The sequence below is a fragment of the Microbacterium immunditiarum genome, from assembly GCF_013409785.1.
Taxonomy (GTDB): domain Bacteria; phylum Actinomycetota; class Actinomycetes; order Actinomycetales; family Microbacteriaceae; genus Microbacterium; species Microbacterium immunditiarum.
Window position 1 is genome coordinate 1,130,295 of the sequence record NZ_JACCBV010000001.1, and the last position, 24,644, is coordinate 1,154,938.

23 protein-coding genes and 1 pseudogene are annotated in these 24,644 nt (G+C 69.6%); 14 read left to right on the top strand and 10 right to left on the bottom strand.

All coding sequences use genetic code 11. From position 1 onward, the window contains the following. Window positions 1-2 precede the first annotated feature (2 nt). Window positions 3-626 (top strand): DUF3159 domain-containing protein, encoded by a 624-nt coding sequence (locus tag BJ991_RS05010; RefSeq protein WP_179488017.1) that lies wholly within the window; start codon window positions 3-5, stop codon window positions 624-626. A gap of 66 nt (window positions 627-692) precedes the next feature. Further along, complete coding sequence (locus tag BJ991_RS05015; protein WP_179488019.1) at window positions 693-2,285, top strand: cytochrome b; 1,593 nt, start codon at window positions 693-695, stop codon at window positions 2,283-2,285. A 175-nt stretch (window positions 2,286-2,460) separates the two neighbouring features. On the opposite strand, the gene BJ991_RS05020 is transcribed toward BJ991_RS05015, so the two are convergent. Further along, entirely contained in the window at window positions 2,461-3,252 is a 792-nt protein-coding gene (locus BJ991_RS05020; RefSeq protein WP_179488021.1) for an SDR family NAD(P)-dependent oxidoreductase, read from the bottom strand. 135 nt (window positions 3,253-3,387) lie between these two features. Between BJ991_RS05020 and BJ991_RS05025 the strand changes: the two genes are divergently transcribed. Next, window positions 3,388-3,891, top strand: a complete 504-nt coding sequence (locus BJ991_RS05025; RefSeq protein WP_179488023.1) for a MarR family transcriptional regulator — start codon at window positions 3,388-3,390, stop codon at window positions 3,889-3,891. 32 nt (window positions 3,892-3,923) lie between these two features. Here the strand turns inward: BJ991_RS05025 and BJ991_RS05030 are convergent, their stop codons facing one another. Then, window positions 3,924-4,832, bottom strand: a complete 909-nt coding sequence (locus tag BJ991_RS05030) for a LysR family transcriptional regulator (protein WP_179488025.1) — start codon at window positions 4,830-4,832, stop codon at window positions 3,924-3,926. 131 nt (window positions 4,833-4,963) lie between these two features. On the opposite strand from BJ991_RS05030, the gene BJ991_RS05035 reads away from it, so the two are divergent. The 4 genes from BJ991_RS05035 (at window position 4,964) to BJ991_RS05050 (ending at window position 9,960) form a co-directional block, all read left to right on the top strand. Beyond that, window positions 4,964-6,427: an amidohydrolase family protein gene (locus tag BJ991_RS05035; protein ID WP_179488027.1), complete on the top strand. Its 1,464-nt coding sequence runs from the start codon at window positions 4,964-4,966 to the stop codon at window positions 6,425-6,427. A gap of 43 nt (window positions 6,428-6,470) precedes the next feature. Next, complete coding sequence (locus BJ991_RS05040) at window positions 6,471-7,412, top strand: fumarylacetoacetate hydrolase family protein (RefSeq protein WP_179488029.1); 942 nt, start codon at window positions 6,471-6,473, stop codon at window positions 7,410-7,412. Between the two features lie 68 nt (window positions 7,413-7,480). Continuing rightward, window positions 7,481-9,010: an AMP-binding protein gene (locus BJ991_RS05045; RefSeq protein ID WP_246301035.1), complete on the top strand. Its 1,530-nt coding sequence runs from the start codon at window positions 7,481-7,483 to the stop codon at window positions 9,008-9,010. Beyond that, on the top strand, window positions 9,007-9,960 hold the full coding sequence (locus tag BJ991_RS05050) for an NADP-dependent oxidoreductase (protein WP_179488034.1): 954 nt from the start codon (window positions 9,007-9,009) through the stop codon (window positions 9,958-9,960). The genes BJ991_RS05045 and BJ991_RS05050 overlap by 4 nt, the downstream gene beginning before the upstream one ends. Window positions 9,961-9,964: 4 nt before the next feature. Here BJ991_RS05050 and BJ991_RS05055 read toward each other — a convergent pair whose 3' ends face one another. From BJ991_RS05055 to BJ991_RS05065, 3 genes are all read right to left on the bottom strand, one after another. Continuing rightward, entirely contained in the window at window positions 9,965-10,897 is a 933-nt protein-coding gene (locus tag BJ991_RS05055; RefSeq protein ID WP_179488036.1) for an MBL fold metallo-hydrolase, read from the bottom strand. Window positions 10,898-11,017: 120 nt separating this feature from the next. Further along, entirely contained in the window at window positions 11,018-11,683 is a 666-nt protein-coding gene (locus BJ991_RS05060) for a class I SAM-dependent methyltransferase (RefSeq protein ID WP_179488038.1), read from the bottom strand. Between the two features lie 73 nt (window positions 11,684-11,756). Further along, the gene (locus tag BJ991_RS05065) at window positions 11,757-12,788 is read right to left on the bottom strand and encodes an alpha/beta fold hydrolase (protein ID WP_179488040.1); all 1,032 of its coding nucleotides are present in this window, start codon (window positions 12,786-12,788) and stop codon (window positions 11,757-11,759) included. A gap of 127 nt (window positions 12,789-12,915) precedes the next feature. Between BJ991_RS05065 and BJ991_RS18190 the strand changes: the two genes are divergently transcribed. Continuing rightward, complete coding sequence (locus BJ991_RS18190; RefSeq protein ID WP_218852870.1) at window positions 12,916-14,274, top strand: alpha/beta fold hydrolase; 1,359 nt, start codon at window positions 12,916-12,918, stop codon at window positions 14,272-14,274. A gap of 37 nt (window positions 14,275-14,311) precedes the next feature. Next, complete coding sequence (locus tag BJ991_RS18195) at window positions 14,312-14,509, top strand: alpha/beta fold hydrolase (protein WP_218852871.1); 198 nt, start codon at window positions 14,312-14,314, stop codon at window positions 14,507-14,509. On the opposite strand, the gene BJ991_RS05080 is transcribed toward BJ991_RS18195, so the two are convergent. Beyond that, entirely contained in the window at window positions 14,499-16,067 is a 1,569-nt protein-coding gene (locus BJ991_RS05080) for an HD domain-containing phosphohydrolase (RefSeq protein WP_179488042.1), read from the bottom strand. The genes BJ991_RS18195 and BJ991_RS05080 overlap by 11 nt on opposite strands. Before the next feature lie 141 nt (window positions 16,068-16,208). Here BJ991_RS05080 and BJ991_RS05085 point away from each other — a divergent pair, with 141 nt between their 5' ends. Together BJ991_RS05085 and BJ991_RS05090 are read left to right on the top strand one after the other, a co-directional pair. Then, window positions 16,209-16,817, top strand: coding sequence for a MarC family protein (locus tag BJ991_RS05085; RefSeq protein WP_179488044.1), 609 nt, complete (start codon window positions 16,209-16,211; stop codon window positions 16,815-16,817). A gap of 53 nt (window positions 16,818-16,870) precedes the next feature. Then, window positions 16,871-17,542, top strand: a complete 672-nt coding sequence (locus BJ991_RS05090; protein WP_179488046.1) for a VOC family protein — start codon at window positions 16,871-16,873, stop codon at window positions 17,540-17,542. A gap of 2 nt (window positions 17,543-17,544) precedes the next feature. Here BJ991_RS05090 and BJ991_RS18765 read toward each other — a convergent pair whose 3' ends face one another. Further along, window positions 17,545-18,513 (bottom strand): cupin domain-containing protein, encoded by a 969-nt coding sequence (locus BJ991_RS18765; RefSeq protein ID WP_179488047.1) that lies wholly within the window; start codon window positions 18,511-18,513, stop codon window positions 17,545-17,547. A gap of 169 nt (window positions 18,514-18,682) precedes the next feature. Here BJ991_RS18765 and BJ991_RS05100 point away from each other — a divergent pair, with 169 nt between their 5' ends. Beyond that, on the top strand, window positions 18,683-20,122 hold the full coding sequence (locus tag BJ991_RS05100) for an FAD-binding oxidoreductase (RefSeq protein ID WP_179488048.1): 1,440 nt from the start codon (window positions 18,683-18,685) through the stop codon (window positions 20,120-20,122). Here the strand turns inward: BJ991_RS05100 and BJ991_RS05105 are convergent. Continuing rightward, window positions 20,109-20,543 (bottom strand): annotated as a pseudogene (locus BJ991_RS05105) (pyridoxal-phosphate dependent enzyme); the annotation flags it as partial. The gene BJ991_RS05100 and the pseudogene BJ991_RS05105 overlap by 14 nt on opposite strands. Before the next feature lie 229 nt (window positions 20,544-20,772). Between BJ991_RS05105 and BJ991_RS05110 the strand changes: the two are divergent. Continuing rightward, on the top strand, window positions 20,773-21,432 hold the full coding sequence (locus BJ991_RS05110; RefSeq protein ID WP_179488049.1) for a GntR family transcriptional regulator: 660 nt from the start codon (window positions 20,773-20,775) through the stop codon (window positions 21,430-21,432). 51 nt (window positions 21,433-21,483) lie between these two features. Here the strand turns inward: BJ991_RS05110 and BJ991_RS05115 are convergent, their stop codons facing one another. Beyond that, window positions 21,484-22,194: an alpha/beta fold hydrolase gene (locus tag BJ991_RS05115; protein WP_179488050.1), complete on the bottom strand. Its 711-nt coding sequence runs from the start codon at window positions 22,192-22,194 to the stop codon at window positions 21,484-21,486. Between the two features lie 154 nt (window positions 22,195-22,348). On the opposite strand from BJ991_RS05115, the gene BJ991_RS05120 reads away from it, so the two are divergent. Continuing rightward, a complete protein-coding gene (locus tag BJ991_RS05120; protein ID WP_179488051.1) occupies window positions 22,349-22,558 on the top strand; it encodes a hypothetical protein in 210 nt (69 codons plus the stop codon). A 6-nt stretch (window positions 22,559-22,564) separates the two neighbouring features. Here BJ991_RS05120 and BJ991_RS05125 read toward each other — a convergent pair whose 3' ends face one another. Beyond that, a complete protein-coding gene (locus BJ991_RS05125) occupies window positions 22,565-24,607 on the bottom strand; it encodes a vWA domain-containing protein (RefSeq protein WP_179488052.1) in 2,043 nt (680 codons plus the stop codon). Window positions 24,608-24,644 lie beyond the last annotated feature (37 nt).

Here is a 24,644-nt window from a genome sequence, read left to right on the forward strand (position 1 = left end):
CCATGTCCGGTTCAAGCATCGCGATCCGCCGCCCGCCGCTTGTGCCGGCTCTGATATCGCTGCTGCCGACGGCGGCATTCCTTGCCTTCGACGCGTGGCTGGGCCTCGTTCCGGCGATGATCGCGGCCAGCGTCCTCACGGTCGTCCTGATCGTCGTCCGCCGGATGGCGGGCCGCCGAACCGGGATCCTCCTGCCCCTGGGTCTCACATACGTGGTGCTCAAGGCGGTCGCCGGCATCCTCACCCAGTCGCACGTGGTCTACTTCGGCGCAGGCGTGGCTCTCAGCGCGCTGATCGCGGTCGCGGTCGGGGCCACGGCCTTCACGCGCAGGCCTGTTGCCTCGTTCCTGATCCCACTCGTGACGCCGTATCGCCGGCTGACTCCCGACCACCCCGTCTACCGGCGCGTCGCAGCCCACGTCACCGCGGTGTGGGCCGTGGTCGAGCTCGGTATCGCCGGGTGGGAGGGGTGGCATCTCACGGTCGCCTCGGTATCCGAATTCGTGATCATGCGGACGGTCGGTCCGTGGATGGCGATGGGCGTGCTCATCTTCTTCCTGATCTTCTACGTGCGCTTCCGGCTCGACCGGTACGAGTGGGCTCTGACCCGTGAGGAGAGGGGTTAAGGGGGCGGATGCCTGTCACAGAACGGCACCGGGCGGTGTCTCACAGGTGAGGGCAGGAGGCACACAATGCCAACGATTCTCGACCGGATGCCGCATCCGTCGTTCACCGACCGTCTCGAGCGCGTCGTCATCCACTCGGCCGCCGGGCGGTGGCTGCAAGCTCGCCGCACGAAGCTCGGGGCGCGGCGAGCACCGCTGCACTGGACGAACATGTTCGGCGTGATCGCACTCGCGTGCGTCTTCGTGCTGTTCGTAACCGGCGTCATCCTGATGTCCGCGTACGCGCCGTCGAGTGGGGCCGTGACGTACCACGGCCCCTACGTGCCGCTGGCCGGGGCGGAGATGTCGAAGGCCCTCGAGTCGACGCTCTTCATCTCGTTCGAGATGCCCGGAGGGATCCTGCTGCGCCAGACGCACCACTGGGCCGCGCTGCTCCTGCCGGCCGCGATCATGCTGCAGCTGGTCGTCGCGTTCTTCACGGGCGCGTTCCGCCGGCCCCGCCGTCTGTCGTGGCTGCTGCTGTTCGGGCTCCTGATCGCCGCGCTCCTCGGCGGCTGGAGCGGCTACGCGCTGCCGGACGACATGCTCTCCGGGACCGGACTGCGAATCGTCGAGGGCATCATGCTCGGCATCCCCGTGATCGGCACCTGGCTGTCGCGGCTGCTGTTCGGGGGTGAGTTCCCCGGGCAGATCATCGAGAACCTGTATCCGCTCCACCTCGGCGCGGGCGTGCTGCTCGTCGTGCTGCTGATCTGGCGGTGGCGAGACGCGTACGCCCACGAGCCGGCGCAGTTCCCGGGGAACGACCGCACGGTCCCCGCCTGGCCGAACTTCGCCGTCCGTGCCGGCGGGCTCTTCGCCGCGACGACCGGTCTGCTCTTCCTCATCGGCGGCACCGTGACGATCGCTCCCGTGTGGCTGTACGGCCCGGCGTCTCCCGGCGACGCATCCGCCGGGAGCCAGCCGGACTGGTACACCGGGTTCCTCGATGGAGCACTGCGCCTGGTGCCACCGGGCTGGGAGTTCGAGTGGCTCGACCGCACCTGGACGCTCGCCGTCATCGTGCCGCTCCTCGTCGTCGGCGCATTCCTCTTCCTCGTGGCGGTGTATCCGTTCGTCGAGGAATGGGTGAGCGGCGACTCCCGTGAGCACCACACGCTGGATCGGCCGCGGAACGTGCCCATCCGCACGGGCATCGGAGTCGCAGGCATCGTCTTCTTCGGGGTGCTCTGGGGTGCGGGCGGTGCCGACGTGATCGCCACCCAGCTGAGCTTCCCGCTGGAGGGCGTGATCACCACCTTCCAGGTGCTCGTGCCCCTCGGGCCGATCGTCGCGTTCGACGTCACCCGTCGCGTGTGCGTCGCCCTCCAGAAGAAGGAGCGCGAGATGCTGCTGCACGGCTACGAGACCGGCCGGATCGTGCGGCTCCCGGGCGGCGGATACCTGGAAGTCCACCGCGAGCTGGACGCGCAGGACCGCGATCGGCTCGTCGGTCCCGCACCGGTCGAGCCCTTCGTCGCCCGGCCCGACCGGGATGGCCGCGTGCACCTCGTGAGCCGCGTGCGAGCTCGCGCGTCGCGCTTCTTCCACCAGGACCGGCTGACTCCGCTGGGCGGACAGTCTCGGCCGGCGCTTCGCGCGGGCGAGCAGAGCCGCTGATGCGGCCTGAGGGTGGTTCCCCGCGAGAAGGAGCGGAGGTTCGCGCCGACGCCGGGGCCGATCTCGACGACCTCACGCGGCAGGGCGGCGAAGATCCGCTACCGCCCCGAAGATGTCGCCCGCATCTACTCGGACCGGTGCTCGCTGCTGCAGGCGGCTGCGCGCGCGTGCGTGGCTACAGCATCGCGGTGAGAACGCCACCGTCAGCCCGGACCGCGGCGCCGTTGGTGGCGGATGCCAGAGGGCTGGCGAGATAGGTCACGATGTTCGCAATCTCAGATGGGGCGATGAACCGATGGAGCAGTGTGGTCGCGTTCTGTCCGATGATCGCCGCCTTCACGGCCTCGACGGGAGCGGACTGCGCGTGCGCGATGGACTCGACGGTCGCCGCGACGCCGTCGGAATAGGTGGGCCCACCCAGCACAGTGTTGACGGTGACGGCGCTGCCGCGAGTGAGCTTCGCGAGCCCGTTGCCGAGAGCGATCATCGCCGCCTTGGTCACGCCGTAGTGCACCATGTCCGCCGGTACATTGACCCCGGATTCGCTGCTGATCAACAGGATCCGTCCCCACCCGCGCTGCAGCATGCCGCCCACCACGTGTCTCGACAGGCGAACTGCGCTCATCAGGTTCACGTCGAGGTACCGGGCCCACTCGTCATCGGAGATGGATCCGAAGTCCGCCAGCCCGAAGAGCCCGACATTGTTCACGAGGATGTCGACGTCACCCAGATCCTCCAACAGCCGTACCACCTCGTCGGGAGACGCGAAGTCGGCGACGAGCCCGAGGTGATCGACTCCGCGGTGAGCTTCGCGGAGTCTGGCCACGGCCGCGTCGACGCGACCCGAGGATCGCCCGTTCACGATCACCCGCACGCCTTCCGCGGCGAGCGCGGACGCGATGGCGAAGCCGATCCCCTGGGTCGATCCGCTCACAAACGCCGTCCTGCCCTGCAGCTGCAGTTCCATGTGCCTCTCCTCTTCGATGCGACGCGCACCACGTTTACTTGCTTGGGCAAGTAAATTTAGACACGGTTCACTTGCTTGAGCAAGTGTCTTGGCGTGGCGTGACTGACGTTCTCGGCCGTGTCATAGCCTCATTCCGTGACGACACCCTCTACGCCATCCGGTCTCACCGAGGCCCAGCTCGAGGTGTGGGCATCCCTCGCGACGCTCCTCGTGCGACTCCCCGCAGCACTGGACGCGCAGCTCCAGCGCGACAGCGGCCTGACCCACTTCGAGCACGGCCTGCTCTTCGCGCTCGACGCGGCTCCTGATCACACGCTGCGCTTGAGTACCCTGGCCGGCTACGCGAGCAGCACGCTTTCTCGGCTTTCCCGCGCGACCTCACGATTGGAGCAGAAGGGATGGGTTCGTCGCGAGATCGATCCCGCCGACGGCAGAGTGACGCTCGCCGTGCTCACCGACTCCGGACGCGATCTGGTGGCCCGGTCGACGCCGGCGCACCACGCGCTCGTCCGGCAGCTCGTGTTCGAACCGCTCACCGATCACCAGGCCCGCCAACTCGGCGCCATCAGTCACCGCATCGCCCAGGCCGTGGACCCCGCAGCGACATGGACCCCCGCCCGCCCCACACAATCGCCATAGCCGCTCACCCCAAGACCCGCTGACGGTCGAGGTCAGTACCGCTCGCTCCCGCTCCGTGCCTCCGCGCGGTCTTCGAGGCGCAGCACGGGCTCGCTCGCCTGCACGGCTGTGCGGAAAGCCGTGACCAGCGGAGAGTCGTCCCGGGGCCGCGATGCGACGGCAACCACGGCGTCCGGTCCGGACATCGGCACGTAGCGCACGTCGGGGTGCGGGAAGTATCGCGATGCCTGCTCTCCGTGCACGCCGATATGGCCGGTCACGGCGACCGCGGCTGGCAGGCTGCTCGGAGTGCGAACCTGCACGTCGCCCCTCCGCGGTGGACCGCCTCCCCAGGCGGCGAGGCCCACGTGGCCGACGAGCCGCACGCGCGGCCGATCGTCCAACTCCGATTCGTCCAGGGTCTCCGCTTCGGCAAGCTCCGACTCGCGCGGCACGACGGCGACGAGGGGCGACAGCAGCGCCGGTTCGATACGGAGCCCGTCCGCGCCGCCCACGTCGTGCACGATGGCGACGTCGACATCGCCGGTGCGGACGAGTTCGTACTGGTTCTGCCAATCCAGTTCGACGAACGCGAGCCTTACGCCCGGATGCTGCATCTCCAGCACGCCGCGGACCGTCCGCCACCGGTCTGCGAGGCCGAACCCCAGGACTCCGACGCGCAGTGTGCCGCTATCCCGAGCGTCGATGCGCTGTCCGCCGAGCGCCTCGAGGGCATCCAGGTCAGCGAGCACCCGCCGTGCACGCAGCAGAAATCTCTCCCCCGCGACCGTGAGGGTGACGCGCCTGCTCGTGCGATCGAAAAGGCGCGTCCCCAGGTCGCGTTCGAGGTCCTGGATCCTTCGGCCGAACGGCTGAGCGGCTATGAAGTGGCGGCTGGCTGCGCGACCGAAGTGGAGTTCGTCGGCAAGCGTGATCGCGTACCGCAACGCACGGACATCCATGTCCACCACCTCGCAAGTGATGCGTTCATGCTAGCCCCGGGCTCGCGGTTCATCGCAACCGAATCCGCTGATGATCAGCCGCTCTTCGACCGGCAGCTTAGTGGGAGGCAATCGCACCAACGGAGGTGGAAATGAGCGCACATCGCACGGTCGTCCACGGCGGCCACGTGCTGACGATGGATCCGGACATCGGGGATCTTCCTGTCGGCGACGTTCTGATCGAGGACGGCCGCATCGCCGCAGTGGGCCGCGATCTCGGAGTGACCGACGCCGAGGTCATCGACGCGTCGGGACACTTCGTGCTGCCAGGGTTGATCGACACCCATCGGCACACGTGGCAATCGCTCGTCCGCGGCATCTGCGCCGACTGGACCTTGGCGGACTACTGGTTCGGCATGAGGTTGGGCATCTCTCCCGAGTACACCCCGGAAGACGTGCGGTTGGGCAACTTCGTCGGGGCCACCGAAGCGCTCAGCGCCGGCGTCACCACGATCCTCGACTTCTCCCACTGCAACAACACGCCGGCCCACGCTGACGGAGCAGTGGCCGGCCTTCGTGATGCGGGCATCCGCGCAGTGTTCGGCTACGGGTTCTTCGAAAGCTCTCCGGGCAGCAGCCGTTTCGGCGACCACGCCGCTCGCATCGCCGACTTCCATCGAGTCGCGGACACCTACTTCGCCGATGAGGGGCTTCTCACGCTCGGCGTCGCCCTGGCGGAGGTCTTCGGGCAGCCCTGGGCGATGACGGTCGCAGAGCTGGAAGCAGCTCGTGCACGCGGGGCCCTGCTGGTCAATCACACCGGGTGCGTCTTCGGGGGCGTCATCGTGCGGGGGGTCGAGGAGATGGACGCCCTCGGCCTGCTCGGTCCCGACATCGTGCATGTGCACTGCACCGACCTCGGCGATGCGGACTGGGAACGTCTTGCCCGCAGCGGCGGAAAGGTCTCCATCTCGGTGCAGACGGAGATGAACATGGGCTTCGGGCGCCCCGTGTTCGACCAATGCCGTCGCCACGGAATCGCGCCGACGATGTCGACCGACATCACATCGCTCAACAGCGGGGACATCTGGCACGAGCTGCGATTCGGGCTGGCCTGCGCGCGCGCCGATGCCTTCGACCCCATCCTCGACTCGGCGGCCATGCCCGAATCCGTTCCCGTAACGGCGCGAGAGGCCATGGACTGGGCCACAGTGAACGCGGCGGCCGCGCTCGGTATGAGCGACCGGATCGGATCCCTCACGCCGGGGAAGCGTGCGGACCTGCAGCTCGTCGGCGGCCCCGCGCTGGAGCAGCATCCGCATATTGATCCCTACGGGACGTTGCTGTTCCAGACGACCACCGCGGATGTGCGCACCGTGCTCGTCGATGGTCGCGTCGTGAAACGTGACGGTCGACTCCTCACCGCGGATCTGACTGACGTGACGCGGCGAGCGGATGCGGCGGCCCAGCGCATCCTCGACCGCGTGCGCGCCGCCGGGCGCACTCTGCCGGGTACGCCGCCGGGCGCTCTGGCGGCCGTCGAGCCGCTCGCGCAGCCGTTCTATCAGCAGGCCGTGGCAGCGGCTCAGGCCGCGCTCGCCGGTGCCGGCCGATGAGTGCGTTCGCTGAGCGGTCGCTCAACCCGGGAGAGGTGCGCTGATGCGGTGGGTGACGTATGACGGCGGTGACGGTGTCCGCACCGGCATCGTCGACGAGGACTCCATTCGAGGACTCGGCCCCGGCGTGGACCTGCTGAGTCTGGTCGAGCTCGGTGCGTCGGGGCTCGCCGAGGCCGGGGCGTCGGCGCGGCGGTCTCCGCACGAGGTCCGCCGCCTCGAGGACGTTCGTCTGCTTGCGCCGTTGCCGAGGCCCACGTCTATGCGTGACGGTCTCTGCTTCCTCGATCACCTCCGGAACGCGCGGCGTGCTCTGCGGATGCCCGGTGACATCGATCCCGCGTGGCTGGACGGGCCGGGGTTCTACTTCACCAACGCCGGAGCGGTGCTCGGGCCGTATGACGATGTCGCCATCGCCGCCGGAAGCCGGATGTTCGACCTGGAGCTCGAGGTGGGTGCGGTCATCGGCGCCGGTGGCCGCGATCTTCACCCCGCCCGTGCTGAGAAGCACATCATCGGCTACACGCTGTTCAACGACTGGACCGCGCGTGATCACCAGATGCGCGATTTCGCGCTCGGCATCGGCATGGGCAAGAGCAAGGACGCGGCCACGACGCTCGGACCCGCTCTGATCACGGCCGACGAGCTCGAACCACTCCGCGACGGTGACGGCCGGCTCTCGATCGAGCTCGCGGCATCCGTCAACGGTCGGGAGCTCACGCGCGGAAATCTCGCTCTCATGGACTGGACTTTCGGTGAGCTCCTCGCGTACATCTCGCGCGGGGTCGACCTGGCTCCGGGCGACGTCATCGGTTCGGGTACGGTGCCCGGTGGTTGCCTGCTGGAGCATGTCGACGGCGCGGATCCCGCCGAGTTCACCTGGCTGTCGCCCGGCGATGTCGTGAGCCTGTGGGGCGGGGTGCTGGGCGAAACGAGACAGACGGTGGTCCCCGGCGTCGACGTCACCCCCCTGCGACTGACGTGACGTTCTCCAGCCCATTCCCCCATCCCGAGATCCCCTGTGTGGCTCTCCAGGAGCTTCTCCTGGGCGACTTGGCGGAAGCCGACATCGCCCGGCCGGCCATCGTGGACGGCGGGACGGGCGCAGTCCTGTCGTACGGCGAGCTGGTGGAGAGAATCGCCGCGGCGGCGAGGGCGCTGACAGATCGGGGAGTGGCCGCCGGTGACGTGGTCGCGCTCCACGCGTCCAACTCACCGCGGTTCGTCATCGCCTTCCACGCGATAGGCGCGATCGGAGCGACGGCAACGCCCATCCCCGTGCTGGCGACCGAGCAGGACGTCAGTCGCCAGCTGGTCGCAGCGGGAGCGGAGTTCCTGATCAGCGATCCCGATCTGCTCGACAGAGGACGGGCGGCGGGTCGGGATGCAGGAGTACGCGAAGCGCACGTGATCGATGTGACCGAGTTGGCCGCAGCGCCGGTGGAAGGCCCGACATCGTGGGCGCCGCCGCTGCACGATGTCGTCCTCCCGTTCTCTTCGGGCACCACCGGGTATCCGAAAGGGGTGCGATTGAGTCACCGCAATCTGGTTGCCAACGTCGTCCAGATCGAGGACCGGATGGGAATCGAGCGCGACGACGTCGTGATGGGAGTCCTTCCGTTCTTCCACATCTACGGCCTGACGATGCTCGTCAGCCTGGTGCTCCGCCGGCGCGCGACGCTCGTCACCATGGCGCGGTTCGACCTCGACAAGTTCTTGCGCCTCATTGAGAGCCGGCGCGCGACGTTCGCGTTCATCGCTCCTCCGATAGCGCTGCTGCTCGCGAAACATCCTTCCGTCGACGGAGCCGATCTCTCGACCTTGCGCGAGCTCTTCTCGGGCGCCGCCCCCCTGGACGAGAAGCTGAGCGCTGCCCTCGAACGCCGGCTGGGCGTCCGGGTTCGGCAGGGATACGGGATGAGCGAGATGAGCCCCGTCTCCCACTTCGCCGGACATGGGGAGGGCGCACCCCGCGGGAGCGTCGGCCCACCCGTACCCGGTACCGAGAATCGGATCGTCGGGCTCGACGGCAGCCTCATCCAGCCGCCCGACACAGGCCTCAGCGAGGTCGGTGAGTTGTGGGTGCGTGGGCCCAACGTCATGAGCGGGTACCTCGACAACCCGCGGGCCACGGCCGAGACCATCGACAGCGAGGGCTTTCTTCACACCGGCGACCTCGTCGCCGTCGACTCCGACCTCAACGTCTACGTTCTGGATCGGCTCAAGGAGCTCATCAAGTACAAGGGCTATCCAGTGCCACCGGCTGAGCTGGAGGCGCTCCTGATCTCGCATCCGCTCGTGGCGGACGCGGCCGTCGTCGGACAAGTGCACCCCGATGCCGGTGAGATCCCCGTCGCGTTCGTCGTTCCCCGCGGCGACGACGTGCCGGACGCCGGCGAGCTCATGTCGTTCGTCGCCGCCCGCGTCAGCCCCTACAAGCGCATCCGCCGGGTGGAGTTCTGCGAGTCCATACCCAAGTCGACCGCCGGGAAGATCCTGCGCCGGGAGCTGCGGATGCGGGTGAATGCGCAGATGCCCTCCACCGGACCCTCACAACCGCCGCACGAGAAGGAGAGCGAATGAACGAGAACAGCAACGACGTCATGGCGGTCGGACTTGCCGATTATGGGGGGCCTGAAGTGCTCCAGGTCGTGCGCCTTCGACCGGAGTCGCTCGAGCCCGGCCATGTCAGGCTGCGCGTGCTTGCAGCGGCGGTGAATCCAACCGACGTGGTGGTGCGTACCGGTGGGCGGGCGCAGTCGGATCGTCCCATCACGATCGATGTCCCGGGGATGGATGCTGCGGGCGTCGTGACCGAGATCGCCCCCGACGTCACATCGGTCGCCGTGGGCGATCGGGTCATCGCACTCGTGATCCCCTCGGGAGAGCACGGTGCTTACCGCACGGACGTCGTCGTTCCGGAGGCCACGGTGACCGCGGCGCCGCGTGGGCTCACTCATGCGGAGGCGGCGACCCTTCCGCTCAATGGCATGACGGGGTGGCTCGCCCTGCGCGCCCTCGCGCTGAATGCAGGAGATGTCCTCGCGGTCACAGGTGCGGCGGGCGCGCTCGGCGGCTACGTCGTGCAGCTGGCGAAGCACGCCGGCCTCACCGTGGTCGCCGACGCGTCCGCCGAGGACCGCGCGCTCGTCTCCCGACTCGGAGCCGACGTCGTCGTGCCGCGGGGTCCCGGGTTCGCCGCTGCCGTCCGGGAGGTCTATCCCGACGGCGTCGCCGGTCTCGTGGATGCCTCGGTACAGGGTGCGGAGGTGCTGCCTGCTGTACGCGACGGCGGCGCCGTCGTGACGGTACGCGGATACCGGGGGGACGGCACCGACCGCGTCCGAGTCACGCCAATCATCTCGATCGAGGCCATCGGGAGCGGCGCGCTCGACGAGATCCGCCAGCTGGCTGAGGAGCGCGTCCTCGATCCGCGTGTCGCCGACGTCGTCCCCGCCTCCGAGGCTCAGCAGGCTCATCGCAGGTTGCAGGCCGGGGGACTCCGCGGCAGGATCGTCCTCGACCTCTCCTGAAGCATCAGAGCGACGTGTGAAGCGGGCCGCCGTTGAACAGCACCGCATCGGCCATCGCGGCTCGAAGATCCACCGCAGACCCCTGCAGATCGGCGTAGGCCTTGTGCAAGTTCAAGACCAGACGCTCTGAGTCGGGCAGCGCTGCGAACTCCCCGAGTTGGCAGCGCTGCGCTGCTTCCAGAGGAGTGCACCCGTTCGCCCAGTTCTCTGCCGCAGTCGTGGCGATGAATCGGAAGTAGCGGTCGTGGTCGTCGAGTACGCGATCGAGTTCGGCGGCGCCGATGACCGGTCCGTGCCCGGGGACGACGTGTTCGGCTCCCAGGGATGAGATCCATTCGAGCGACCTCCGTGCGCCGTCGAGCGACCCCATGAGGAGCATCGGAGTCAGACCGTTGAAGAGGAGATCCCCGGCGAACAGCGTGTGCCGATCCGGGATGAAGACGACGACGTCGCCGTCGGTGTGGGCGGCGAAGCCCGGGTGCCGCACCTCGACCGCGAGATCCCCGAGGAAGATCGTGCAGTCTTCGTCGATGGTGAGGTCGGGCAGCCGGATGGCGTCGATGGCTCCCCATTGGGGGGTCGGGCTCCAATACGGGGGGCAGGCGTCGAAGATGAAGTCCTCACGAAGTCCGTCGCGCATCCTCGTGTGGCCGACGAGCACGGTGGACGCAGGCAGGAGGGCGTTGCCGTACGCGTGGTCGCCGTGGTGGTGCGTGTTCACCGCCCACCGAGGCGACGCCCCGTCGGTCGCCCCGGCGACTGCGTCGAGGAATGCTCGAGTCCTTCGCTCGCTGGCGCAGGTGTCGACGACGAGCACCGCACCGTCGTGGTGGAGCGCTCCGGCGTTGTTGAGCCACCAGGTGCCGTCCGTCTGGACCCAGGCGAGGACTCCGTCGGCCACATCTACGAGCTCACTCTGGCCTGATTCCGATGCCATTGTCGTTTCTCCTCGATGAGCTGCGCGGATGCCGGTAGGTCCGCAGTCAACCATCGAGATGGCGTCCGATCATCAATGTGATTCGTTCCGATCGAGTGCCTGCCCCCGCGCCGTTGAGCCCTACGCCCAGGCCATCCCCACGATCTGCGTGTTGAACGGCACGAACGGGGAGTGCACGCGGTAGGGCTCGATCCAGACGTTCTCGAAACCCGCATCGCGGATCGCCTGCGCGAGGTCGCGCTCGCACGAGCAGCCCTCGAACGTCCAGGCCCAGGGGCGGCGGAGCATCCGCTGCGCCTGTCGCGCCAGCGTGCCCTCGGGTGCGACGACGTGCTCGAGGAACCGGAACGTGCCGCCCGGATGCAGCACCCGCCGCACCTCGGCGAGTACGGCCGCCGGATCCTGCACCGAGCAGAGCACGAGCGACGAGATCACGCAGTCCACGCTGTCGTCCGCCAGGCCGGTGGCCTCTGCCCGGCGCGTGCGGAGGTCGAGGTCGACGCCGTGGCGGCGGGCGGCCTCCTTCAGCGGGCCGTGCATGGAGGGGTTGGGCTCGATGGCGACGAGGGTGGTTCCCGGCGACAGGTAGCGGAGGTTGGCACCGACGCCGGGGCCGATCTCGACGACCTCACGGGGCAGGTTTGCGAAGATCCGCTGCTTGCGACGGCGGAGGGTCCACTCGATGTACGGGCCCATCGCTGTGAAGAACGCGGCGTTGAAACGTCCGCGAAGGGCGTGCCGCTCGAACTCCATCTCGAACGGGCGGCCGGTCACGATATCGGTCATGTCGACTCCTGAGTGTGTGGGTGTCGACATCAGCGTGCTCGGCTTCTTCCACGGAATCAGGCGTGGAACTACCTCACTTCGGCGGCGATGGCTCGGCGTGCTGCGCGGCGTACCAGGCGGCGATCTGCGCTCGGGAAGAGAAGCCGAGCCGCACCCGGATCCGCTCGACGTGTCCCTCGGCCGAGCGCTCGTCGATGCCCAGCCGGGTCGCGATCTCGCGGTTCGTGGCTCCTTCGCTGACGAGCGCGGCGACCTCGGTCTGGCGGGGCGTCAGCGTCCGGGGCCCACGCCGCAGCGGGCGCAGGCCGAGGAACTTCCGGATCGGCACCACGAGGCTGTGCACGTCGCCCGCGAAGGCGAGATGGGAGCGGCCGGGCACGACGTGGAGCTCCGCGTTCCGGATGCCGGCGGCCAATGCCTCCGCCTGCGTGACGGGAGCCGCCCGGTCTTCGGCCCGGTGCAGCACGAGCGTCTTCGCCTCGACGCGCGGGAGGAGGTCGCTCACGTCCAGGTCGTAGCTCATCGCCAGCAGGGACCGAGCCGTCTCGGCGGTCGAGGACGCTCGCTGGTACCGCGCGACCTGCCGCCGCATGGCAGCGGTCGCATCGGGGGCGAAGATGTCGGTCAGCACGTCGGACCCGAGCCCCCAGTGCGACTCGACCAGACCGAGCAGGTGCGCGCGGACGTCCGGCTCGGCGATGGTCGGGCCCGACACCCAGCCGCCGTAAAGCACGAGACGACGAACCGATCCCGGATGCTCCGCCGCCCACGCGACCGCGACGAGTGCGCCCATCGAGGAGCCGATCACATCGAACGGCTCGGGGCCGAGCGTGGCCGTCACCGCGGACAGCTGCTCGAGCTCGTACGCGAGCGAGGGCGATCGCCCGGATGCCGGCGACAGCCCGCATCCGGCCCGGTCATACCGCACGAGCCGGCACCCGTCCGCGATGCTCTCGTAGAACGCGCGCTCCTCGGGCAGCTCCCAGCTGAGCTGCAAGTGGCTGAGCCACCCGCTGACGTACACCACCGGGCGCCCCTCACCGACCGAGGCGTACGCGATCTCGGTTCCGTCGGTCGTGGCCACGCGCCCCAGGCGTTGCTGCACGTGCCCATTATGGCCGCGCCGCCCGCAGATGCCCGCGACCCGAAATGGGCAGAACTGCCGATGCGGCCGCGGATGCTTCGGCGAAGGCTGGCCTCGTTGCGATCGGAGCCGAGCGAAGGAGCGGACCATGTCGACCACGCGACCGAGATCGCCGGCGGGTGTCGAGCTCGTCAGCGTCAACGGCGTGCGCCTCGCCTGCACCGACACCGGCGGTGACGGCCCCGCGATCGTGCTGGTGCACGGGTCTTGGGGCTCTCACCGCAACTGGGACCCCGTCGTCTCGGGACTCGCCGAGCACTTCCGCGTGATCACCTACGACCGTCGAGGTCACAGCGACAGCGAGCATCCGCCGGGGCAGGGTCGCTTCTCCGAAGACGCGGCCGACCTCGCCGCCCTCATCGAGCATTTCGGCATCGCGCCGTCGTGGGTTGCCGGCAACTCCGCGGGCGCTGTCATCACGCTCCAGCTCGCGGCGTCGCGCCCCGAGCTCGTGCGCGGCATCGTGATCCATGAACCGCCGATGTTCGGGGTGCTCGACCCGGCCACGCCGGCCGCTGTCGCGTTCGCGGCGATTGCGGACGGCCCGCTCGCGGACGTCGGTCGTCGCATAGGGGCGGGCGACAGCGCCGGTGCGGCGGAGCAGTTCGTCGATGAGGTCGCCTTCGGACCGGGCAACTGGGTGCGGATGCCCGAGCCGACGCGCGCGACGATGATCGCCAACGCGCCGAGCTTCCTCGACGAGCTGCGCGACCCCGAGGCCTCCGTCGTCGATGCAGCAGGGCTCGCCCGCTACCGCGGCCCGGTTCTGCTCACCTCGGGCGACCGGAGTCCGCCGATCTACCGTCCGGTGACGGAGTGGCTCTCCGAGCTGCTGCCGCAGGCGCGCCGACTGACGTACGAAGGCGCCGGCCACCTCCCGCACGCGACGCACCCGGATCGGTACGTCTCCGAGGTGGTGGCCTTCGTCGAGGCCGCAGGCCACGAGTCGTTCCGGGTGCACTCGCCGGACGGCATCCGCCTCGCGGTGTGGGTCGAAGGGCATGGTCCGCCGATCGTCCTGGTGCACGGGTCCATCCAGGACCACACCGTGTCGGCGGACTTCGTCCGGTGCCTGAGCCGAGACTTCACGACTTACTCGATGGACCGCCGGGGCTTCGGGGCCAGCGGCGACGGGCGCGAGTACACGCTCGACCGCGAGTTCGCCGACGTCGCGGCGGTCGTCGACGCGGTGGCTGCGCGCGCTGGTGGCCCGGTGGTGCTGTTCGGGCACTCCTTCGGCGCCGGCTGCGCGCTGGGGGCGAGCGCGCTCACGCGGAGCATCCGTCATCTCGTGCTGTACGAGCCCGGGCTCGGCCTCGCGTATCCCGCCGGCTGGATCGACGAGGTCGAGCGGGTCCTGGCCGAAGGACACGACGAAGCGGCGGTGGTCATGGTGCTGCGCGATCTGCTCGCGTTCGACGACGACGCGATCGACGATCGCCCGTGAGGCGCGCGCGGAGCAGTCGTGGCGCTATTCGGACTGGGTGCACGGACCGGTCGCGGTCCCGACGCTGATGCTGTCGGGTTCCGAGAGCACGCCCGAGATCAGACAGGCGACGGATGCCGCGCACGCCGCTCTCCCGGAGGCGACGGTGAGGGTGCTCGACGGCCACGCGCACATTGCGCATCGGACGCATCCGGAGCTGGTCGCGGCGATCGTGCGCGAGTTCGTCAGCGGCTGACGAGGTCGTGCTCGAGCGCGAACAGGATGGCGGCGGCGCGAGTGGAACGTCCGATCTTCGCGTAGATGTGCTGGACGTGATGCTCGGCCGTGCGGCGTGAGATCACGAGTTGCTTCGCGATCTGCGCGTTCGTGAGCCCGCGGCACACCAGGCGCAGGACGTCTACCTCGCGATCGCTGAGGCCCGCCGGCCAATCGCGACGATACCGCGGTGGACGCTGACCGGATGCCTCGACCACCGCGGCGACGCAATCGGCGTCGAGCCGACCGGCCCGCGCCTCGGACACCACGAGCTCGGCGGCCTGATCCACGGTCAGCGCGGTTCGGTGGGCCCGGTCCTGCGTCGCCGCCTGGAAGCAGTCCGCGGCGGCCAGCACCCGCGCTGCGAGGGGGATCGCATCGGCCGAGAGCCGGTGGGGGTATCCGCTGCCGTCGAGCCGCTCGTGGTGCATGCCCGCCGTCCGTGCGAGCGGGTCGAGGGCGCGCGAGCCGGCGAGGATCCGCTCGGTGTGATACGGATGCAGCCGCACGAGCTCCCACTCGCTGTGGGTGAGTGCTCCGGGCTTCTCCCAGATCGCGCTCGAGATCGCCACGCGGCCGAGGTCGTGGAGGAGGGCGGCGCGACGCAGTGCGGCGACCTCGTCCTCCGGGAGTCCGAGCATGCGGCCGGCGGATTCGGAGAGGGAGGCGACTTCGACGGAGTGGCCGTGCGTGTATGGGGACTTCACGTCGGCGAAGTCGGCGAAGCACCGGGCGATGCGGTCGAGGTCGGCGTCTGCGATGTATGCGATCGGTGCGGGTTCCCGATCGAGGATCGCCCGCCACGGATCGGCGCTCTCGAGGTCGCTCAGCAGCCCCCGCCCCGCACGCTGGAAGACGTCGGCGACTCCGGGGTCGAACCACGTGCCGGCGCGCGCGTCGACCATTTCTTGCACCGCGTCGTAGCCGTCGGGCGCGAACAGCACGGCCTGCGTCGCGACGTCCATGATGCGGGCGGGCAGCGGGACGCCGTCGTGCGCGATGCCCAGTGGGCCCGTGCCGTCCCATCGCTCGAACTGCTGCGACAGGGCCGCCTCCACACTGGGGCCGAGCCGGAGTCGAGCAGCGAGCATGGACGCCGCGTCGCACACCGACAGGACGATGTCACGACCGTGCCGCAGATCGCCGACGATCGTGCGCGCCGTGCGCCATGGGCGCTGAGCCCCGGTGCCGCGGCTCGACGCCAGGGCGAGTGCGAGCATCTCGCGTCGATCGCCGAAGTCTGCGGGCTGGGCGGCCCGGCGAGACTCCAGTTCGTCGCCGTACAGCCGGGCCTCGGCGGCGGCCGTCGCCGTGCAGCCGATGTGGCGCAGCAGCGTGCTGAGGCACGTGGCGCGCACGTCGTCGTCGGGCAGCTCCATGGCTCGAGCGATACCGGTCGCGAGCACACACGATCGGAGCGCCGTCTCCGCGGGCTGGCCCATCCCGAGGTCGGTCGCCACCGAGAGCGCCGCCAGCAGTTCGATGAGCCGCGGGCGATCGTCTTGCGCGGGGCCGCGCTCGCGCGGCTGGACCGTCATGCCTTCAGCGTCCCGCAGCGGTGGAACACGCGCCACCGCATCCGTTCACGCGAACCCGGCGCAGATCGTGAGAACATGCATCCGGCAAGGGTGCCGACGTGTTCCACGCTGGGGCTGTGACCGTCGAGACGGGCAGGAGAAATGGACGAGACGACACTCATCACCGCCGGCGTCGCGCTGTTCACGATCTGCAATCCGATCGGCACGATCCCCGTGTTCCTGAGCGTCACCGCGAACGTGGACCCCGCCAAGCAGCGGCGCATCGCGCTCGTCACGGGTCTCGGGGTGTTCGCGGTTCTCACGCTGTCGCTCATCCTCGGCGCCGTGATCCTGCAGTTCTTCGGCATCAGCGTCCCGGCGCTGAAGATCGCCGGCTTCCTGTTCGTCGCCACCATCGCGTGGGCGATGCTCACGAGGACGGGATCGATCCTCCCGACGCAGAACCAGGGGTCGCCCGCGATCGTCCCGCTGGCGATGCCGGTCGTGGCGGGTCCCGGTGCGATCGCCCTCGTGATCGCGTTCGGCAAGGACAATCCGGGCCTCGTGGACTACCTGTGGGGCGTCCTCATCATCGCGCTCTCTGCGATCGCCACCGCGGTCATCTTCTTCTTCGCCCCGTACCTCGCGAGGGTGCTGGGTCCGGCGGGCATGGAGATCTTCCAGAAGCTGTTCGGCCTCATCCTGCTCGCCATCTGCGTGGAGCAGATCCTCACGGCGATGCCGCACATCTGGCCGGGGCTCGCGGGCTGACGCGTGTCGGCGCCCCCGAGTACCGTGAAGCGGCATCGAGCGAAGGAGCTCCCATGGCCGAAGCAACCAACGGATCCGGACTGATCACGGGGGCGGAGTTCCTCAGCGCACCCGGCGTGTCCGACTGGCGCGGCACCGGAACCGGTCCGCAGGTCGTCTACAGGGCGGATTCGATAGCGGATGCCGCGCGACTCGTGCCCGCGATCGTCGACGCGGCCGAGAGGTTCGGCGTCCTCCCCGATGTCGACCTCCGCCCGGAGGGAATCGTCGTGCGCGTGCCGTATCGCGATCCCGAGGGCCTCCCGGCCGCCGCGCCTCAGTTCGCGGCCGCCGTGTCGCGCGCCGCGGCCGAGCTGCCGCTGACGCCCGACTCGTCGCGCGTTCAGTCCGTCGGCATCTACGTCGCCCAGCACTCGCAGACGGATGCCCGGCCGTTCTTCGTCGCAGCCCTGGGCTACGAGGACTTCGGCGACACGGATGCCGTCGACCCGCTGCGGTGCGGACCGCAGCTCGCGTTCAACCCGATCTCCGGCGACGCCTCCGGCAGAGGCCGCACGCACTTCGACGTGTACGTGCCGGCCGATCAGGCTCGGGCACGCGTGGACGCCGCGCTCGCCGCCGGGGGGCGGCTCGTCGACGACTCGCGCGCACCCCTGTGGTGGTCGCTCGCGTCGCCCGACAACCACGGCGTCGACATCGCGGCGCATCCGGACCTGCACGACTGAGCTCAGCCCGCCCCGTCCCGCCACACGCTGGGCGGGACGCCGACCGCGCGCTTGAAGGCCCGGCTCAGCGCCGATTCGGACTGGTAGCCCACCTCGGCGGCGATCTGGGCGACTCCCATCGACGTGGTGCGCATCAGTCGCGCAGCGACCTGCATCCGCCATTGCGCCAGATATGTCATCGGCGGGATCCCGACGAACTCCGTGAAGCGGCCGGCGAAGGAGGTCCGCGACATCGCGGTGGCCCGCGCAAGCCGGTCGAGCGTCCACGGCTGGGCGTACTCGCCGTGGATGAGCCGCAGCGCGTGACCGACCTGAGGATCGCGGAGCCCCGACATCCAGCTCCGGGTCTCGGGCGGCAGGGAGGCGACGTGGGCGCGCAGCGCCTCGAGGAACATCAGCTCGGACAGCTTCGTGAGCATCGCCTCCTGGCCCGGGGACTCATCGACCCGCTCGTGGACGGCCTGGTCCAGCAGTGCGGTCATCCAGCGCCAGCTCTCCTCTGAGACGGGCACGTGGACGAGCGGGGGAAGCGAGTTCAGGAGCGGGTTGAACGGGCGCGTGTCGCAGCCGAAGAACCCGCACACCATCCGGCAGTGCTCGCCGTCGGACCGGCGATTGAGCACGACCGGGAACGGCAGCGTTCGGTCGGGCGGGTCGTAGTAGAGCGCGGGGTTCGCGCGGGCGCGCAGCCCTGGCTCCGACGACAGGACGTTGGCGTCGCCTGCAGGGTAGATGACGATCTCTCCACGGCGCATCCGCACCGGCGGCTGGTCGCCTTCGGCCGGATACGCCCAGCAGGAGCCCTCCGCCACGACGTGGAAGGCGATGAGGTGCTCCGAGTCCGCCTTCACGCTCCCGGCGATCGCCTGAGGGGGCGGGCTCTCGGTGACGAACGGCGCCCGGGCGTCGACGTCGAAGAACACCGCGCCGCTCAGCCGCACCGCGTTCAGCACATCGGAGAGGACATCCACGAGAACACCTTCGGACGCTCGGAGCGTCCGAAGTGAGGTGGCTCATCCGCTGCGGGAGAGATTCCGGACGGACGGACATGAGAACCGGTGGAATGGTCATTCCCCGCCCCGCATCCGCTTCGTAGCGTCTGAACGGTCATCTTTCCACCGGGCATGAAGGAGAACAACAATGTCCATCGACACACGGTCCGCGGCGACGACAGTCGAGGCGGATGCAGCCATCAACGACCTCCGCACCCGCGTGCGAGGCACCGTCGTCGGTCCCGCCGACCCCGAGTACGACGCCGCGCGCCGCGTCTACAACGGCGCAGTGGACCGGCGTCCGCGCGCGGTCGTCCGCGTCGTGGACGTCGCGGACGTCATCGCGTGCGTGGAGACCGCTCGCGACGCGGGGATCACGCTCGCCGTCCGAGGCGGCGGACACCACGGCGCGGGCTTCGGGGTGTGGGACGATGCGCTCGTCATCGACTTCTCGGCGCTGCGGTCGACGACCGTCGATCCCGTCGCCCGCACGGTCCGCGTCGATGCCGGATGCACGTGGGCCGACGTCGACCATGCCACCGGGGCCTTCGGCCTCGCGACGCCATCCGGATTCGTCTCCAGCACCGGTGTCGCGGGACTCGCGCTCGGCGGGGGAGTCGGCTACCTCACGCGCAGATACGGCATGACGGTCGACAACCTCGTCTCGGCCGACGTCGTCCTGGCGGACGGGCGGTTCGTGACCGCGGATGCGGACCACCACCCCGACCTGTTCTGGGCGCTGCGAGGGGGCGGCGGCAACTTCGGCGTCGTCACGTCGTTCGTCTTCCGCTGCCACCCCGTGGGCGAGGACGGGGTGGTGTTCGCGGGTCCGGTCCTCTACGACATCGCGGATGCCGAGGAGGTGTTCCGCTGGTACGGCGACCTGGTCCCGTCGCTCCCCGACGAGCTGAACGGCTGGATCGGCGTCATGCAGGTGCCGTCGGCCGCGCCCTTCCCGGAGGAGCTGTGGGCGAAGAAGGTGTGCGCGATCGTGTGGTGCTGCAGCGGATCTGACGAGGACGCCGAGGTGCTCCGCATCGCCGTGAGCGAGTTCGGGTCGCCGTTGCTCGTCGGCCTGCAGCCGATGCCGTTCCCCGCGCTGCAATCGGCGTTCGACGGACTGCTCCCCTCGGGGCTGCAGTGGCACTGGAAGGCCGACGTCTACGAGCAGATCACGGACGACGCGCTGGCGATCCACAAGCGCTTCGGGGAGTCCATCCCGTCACCGCTGTCGACGATGCACATGTACCCCATCAGCGGCGCCGCCACCCGGACCACCTCGGATGCCACGGCGTTCCCGTTCCGCAACGGGGGGTGGGTGTGCGTCATCGCGGGCATCGACCCCGATCCCGCGAACCTGCCCGAGATCTCGAGCTGGGCCGACGCGTACTGGCGCGAGCTGCGCGCGGGCTCCGCCGCCGGCACCTACGTGAACATGATCATGGACGAGGGGAACGACCGCGTACGCGCTGCGTACCGCGGCAACTACGACCGTCTCGCGGAGATCAAGCACGACTACGACCCCGCCAACCTCTTCCACATCAATCAGAACGTCCCGCCGATCGCGCCCCCGGTCATCCGTGCGTGAACAGCGCGCTGTACGCGTTCAGCGCGGGCTGGCCGCCGAGGTGGGCGAACAGCACCGTGCTGTCACGCGGGATCTCGCGGCTCGTGACGAGATCGATCAGGCCGGCCATCGACTTGCCCTCGTAGACGGTGTCGAGGATCACACCCTCGAGCCGACCGGTGAGCCGGATCGCGTCGATCGTCGAGTCGACCGGGATGCCGTAGCGGTCGCCGGCCCACTCGCCGAGAAGCGTGATCTCGTCGTCGCGCAGCGGGCGCTCGACACCGATCAGGTCGGCGGTGGCGCGAGCGATGCGCGTGACCTGGTCGCGCGTCTCGTCGATCTTGGCGCTCGCGTCGATGCCGATCACGCGGCGCGGGCGACCGCCTGCATCCTCGAGCGCGGCGAAACCGGCGATCATGCCTGCGCCTGACGCTCGTGTCCCGTCGCCCGTCCCCGTCTTCGGCACCCCGGCGTTCAGCGAGTGCATGACTTGTCGCCGAATGCACGCCGACCAGACGCCGCCAGGTCGTGCCCTCGGCGGAAAGCCGTGCACTCGCGGGAGGGGTAGGGAAGCTGGGATGAGCGGGCGGATGCTGCGACCCGGCTCCGCGTGAGAATCACGGCGGGGTGGCTTGACTGGACGAAGGTATCGGCATGCAATACATTGCATGCCGATACCTTCGTCCTCGCCGTCGAAAGCTCGCACGCTCCTTCGCGACGACGTGTACCGCCAGCTGCGGGATGCGATCGTCGACGGCACGCTCGCGCCGGGGGAGAGCCTCCGCGACGGTGAGCTGGCCGAGTGGCTCGGTGTCAGCAGGACCCCCGTGCGCGAAGCCCTCCTTCGGCTGGGCGAAAGCGGGCTCGTGGTCGCACGGCCGGGCCGGTCGACGACGGTCGCCGTCGTCGACGAGGACTCCGTTCGCAACGCGCGCGACGTCGTCGCCGCGATGCACGCCCTCGCCGCGCGGATCGGCGTGCCCCTGCTCACGGACGACCAGCTCGAGGGGATGCGCCAGGCGAACGCGCGCTTCACCGCGGCGATCGAGGCCGAGGACGCAGAGGCGGCGCTCGCCGCGGACGACGCCTTCCACGACGTGCTCGTCGTCGGCGCGCAGAGTCCCGCGATCGCCTCCGTGCTCGAGCAGTACACGCCCGTGCTCCGCCGCGCGGAGACCCTGCGCTTCCTGTCCATCGATCGATTCGCGTCGGCGGAACGTCACGCCCAGCTCATCGACCTGTGCGCGGCCGGCGATGCGGAGGGCGCCTCCCGGCTTGCGTTCCACATGTGGCACAGTCTTCCGGTGGGCGACCCCCTGACCGAGTGACACGAGGCGGGCCGGCCCGATGGCTCGAGCCGCCCCGCCGGGTGTTGTGGGTCAGCGGGCGCCGACGAGCGCGTTCTCCGCGGCCTTGACGATGACGTCGGCGACGGCCTCGGACTGCGAGATGTACAGCGCGTGGCTCGCACCCGGGACCACGGTGATCTCGGCGCCCGCGCGCTCAGCCATGTGCAGCAGCATCGCCTGGTCGAACGACTGGTCGTCGCCGGCGATCACGGCCCAGGTCGGCTTGTCGCGCCAGGCGGCGGTCTTCACGGGCGTGGCGAACACCGACATGTTGATCGGCACCTGCGAGTCGCGCAGGAACGCGGCATCCGCATCGCTCAGGTCGGCGGCGAAGCCGATGTGGAACTTCTCGAGGTTCAGGAACCCGAAGCCGTCCTCGACGGTGTCGATCGGGAAGTTGGGCGTCGGGGCGAAGCCCTCGTACTGCTGCGCGGTCGTCTGGCCTTCGTCAGGGACGAGCGCCGAGACGTAGACGAGCCCCGCGACCTTGGGGTGCGTGCCCGCCTCGGTGATGACGGTGCCGGCCCACGAGTGGCCGACGAGGATGGTCGGGCCGTCCTGCAGGTCGAGCACGCGCTTGGTCGCCGCGACGTCGTCCTCGAGCGAGGTCAGAGGGTTCTGGACGATCGAGACCCGGTAGCCGCGGCCGGTGAGGTTGTCGTACACCCGACGCCACCCGGAGCCGTCGGCGAATGCGCCGTGAACCAGCACGACGTTCGTGATGCCCTGGTCGTTGCTCATGTTCTTCTCTCTTCCGATCACTGGTTGATGCCTGAACGAAGCGGGCCGATCCGATGGGCTGGCTCCGCCTGCTTGGCAATATATTGCATGCAGAACCCGGGGACGATACGCGGTATTCCCGTGCCTGCACAGGCGCGTACGGCATCATCGACTCATGGCCACCCCACCCGACGGCTTCGACTTCTCGGTGCGCGGCGACAGCATCGAGATCCGCCACCACGGGCGGGTCGCCGCGACACTGCGTAAGGCGGCGGCGCAGAAGTTCCTCGCCGACGTCGAGCGCCAGGATCCTCAGCTCGTGATGGCGCGCGTCACGGGCAATTACAAGCGCGGGAACGAACGCCCGGCCTCGCGCCGCCGGTAGTCCGAGTCACCACCACCAGGAGCGGCCGCGGAGCATGTCGCCGAACTCCTCCGGAGTCCCGCGTCCGGTGTGCCGCGCGCCGAGGTAGCTGTCGACGACCGCCCGCCCGAGGTCGTTGAGCTCGGGCGCGACGACCTGGCCGCCAGCACGCCGAGCGAGCGCGTCGATGAAGCGCGCCAGCCCCGGGTCGTCGCCCAGGCGGAAGAACGTGGTCTGCGCGCCGAGCCGCTGCACCGTGTCGAGCTCGCGGACGGTCGCTGCGACCGTGCGGGGAGACGGCGGGTACGCGAAGTGCGCGTTCCCCTCCTGATCGAGGTGCGAGGTCGGCTCGCCGTCGGTCACGATCAGCAGGACAGGCTGCGCGATCGGATGCTTCCTGAAGTGGCGCCCCGCGAGCATCAGCGCATGGTGGAGGTTGGTTCCCTTGTCCCACACCGCGTCCTTCGCGGTCAGCTGCTCGATGTCGATGACCTCGGCGTAGCGCGCGAACGAGATGAGCTGCAGCGTGTCGCCGCGGAAGCGCGTCGAGATGAGGTGGTGCAGCGCGAGCGCCGTGCGCTTCATGGGCACCCACCGGCCGTCCATCGCCATCGAGAACGACGTGTCGACGAGCAGCGCGACCGCGGCCTGCGTGCGCTGCTCGGTCTCGACGACCTCGACGTCGCTCGTGTCGAGGCGCACTCCACCCGAGGGGTCGCCGCGGTCGGCGACGGTCCGCAGCACGGCGTTCGAGATCGTCCGGGGGATGTCCCACGGCTCGGTGTCGCCGAACGCCCACTCGCGCGTCGCGCCCGTGCGGTCGCCCGCGGCGCCCGCGTTCCGGGTCTCGCGGCGGCCGGAGCGTCCCGTGCTGCGGGTCGCGACGTCGCGGAGCAGCGCGCGGCCGAGTTGGCGCATCGCGCGCGGCGTCAGGCGGAGCGACCCGTCAGACGCGCGCTGCAACATGCCGGTGTCCTTCAGCTCCTGCTCGAGGTCGCGCAGCGTACGCGCGTCGACGGCCGCCTGCTCGCCGATGAGTCGCTCGAGCGCATCGAGGTCGATGTCGTCCATGCGCGCGCCGGGGTACGACTGGCTCAACTGGTCGGTGAGGGAGTCCAGATCCGACAGATCCTGCATGATACCGGTGGCCTCGCCGAGGCCGGTCGGCTCGTCGCCGGAGAACGAGGCCGATCCGGTCCAGTCCTCGCCCGGGCGCAGCGACTGCAGGTTGTCGTCGAGTCGCGCGAGCGAGCGCATGAGCTCGGGGGAGCCGAACGCCTGCTGCGAGAGGTTCATGAGCTCCTCTCGCTGCTCCGGCGTCATCGAGTTGAGCATGCGCTGCGCGGCCGCGGACCGCTCGGCGAGCGTGTCGAGCAGCTGATCGAGATTCTGCGGATGCTCCGGGAACTGGTCCCCGTGCTTCCGCATGAACTCGTCGAAGTCCTTTTGCGTGTCTTCGCCGAGCCGACGCTTCTCGAGCAGATCGTTGAGGTCGTTCAGCATGTCGCGGATCGCCTGGCGGTCGGCATCCGTCGCGTTCTCGAGCGCGTTCTTGAGACCTGCGAATCGCTGGTCCAACAGCTCACGACCGAGCAGATCGCGGATGCGGTCGTAGTCGGCGCGCGCGCTCGGGCTCTGCCAGTCGTAGTCGGAGAGCTCGTTCACGGCCGCCGCCGTGCTCGCGGGCAGGTTCTCGAGCCGCAGCTCGGAGAACGCGCGAACATCGTCCTCGAGGTCGACGTCCTTGACGAGGTGCTTGCGCTCCTCGAGCACCGCCCGGTCGAGCAGCTTGCGGACCTCGTCGAGTGTGCCGTCGAGCCGATGCCGCCGCACGAGCTCCGCGCGTCGCTCGCGCACGCGACGTGCGAGGTCGTCGAGCCCCTGGAGATCGCGGCTTCCGCGTCGCAGGTACTCGCGCACCGCGTGCTCGGCCGACGTGCCCGACATGACGTCCTGGCCGATCGCCTCGAGCGCCTCGCGCACGCGCACCGGGGGAGCGAGCGGATCGCCGCCCGCGTATCGCCCGTACCGCGCGGTGTGCGCGGGCACGCGGTGGAAGCTCCGGACCATCAGCGGAGCCTTCCGAGGCGCGCGGCGCGCGGCATCC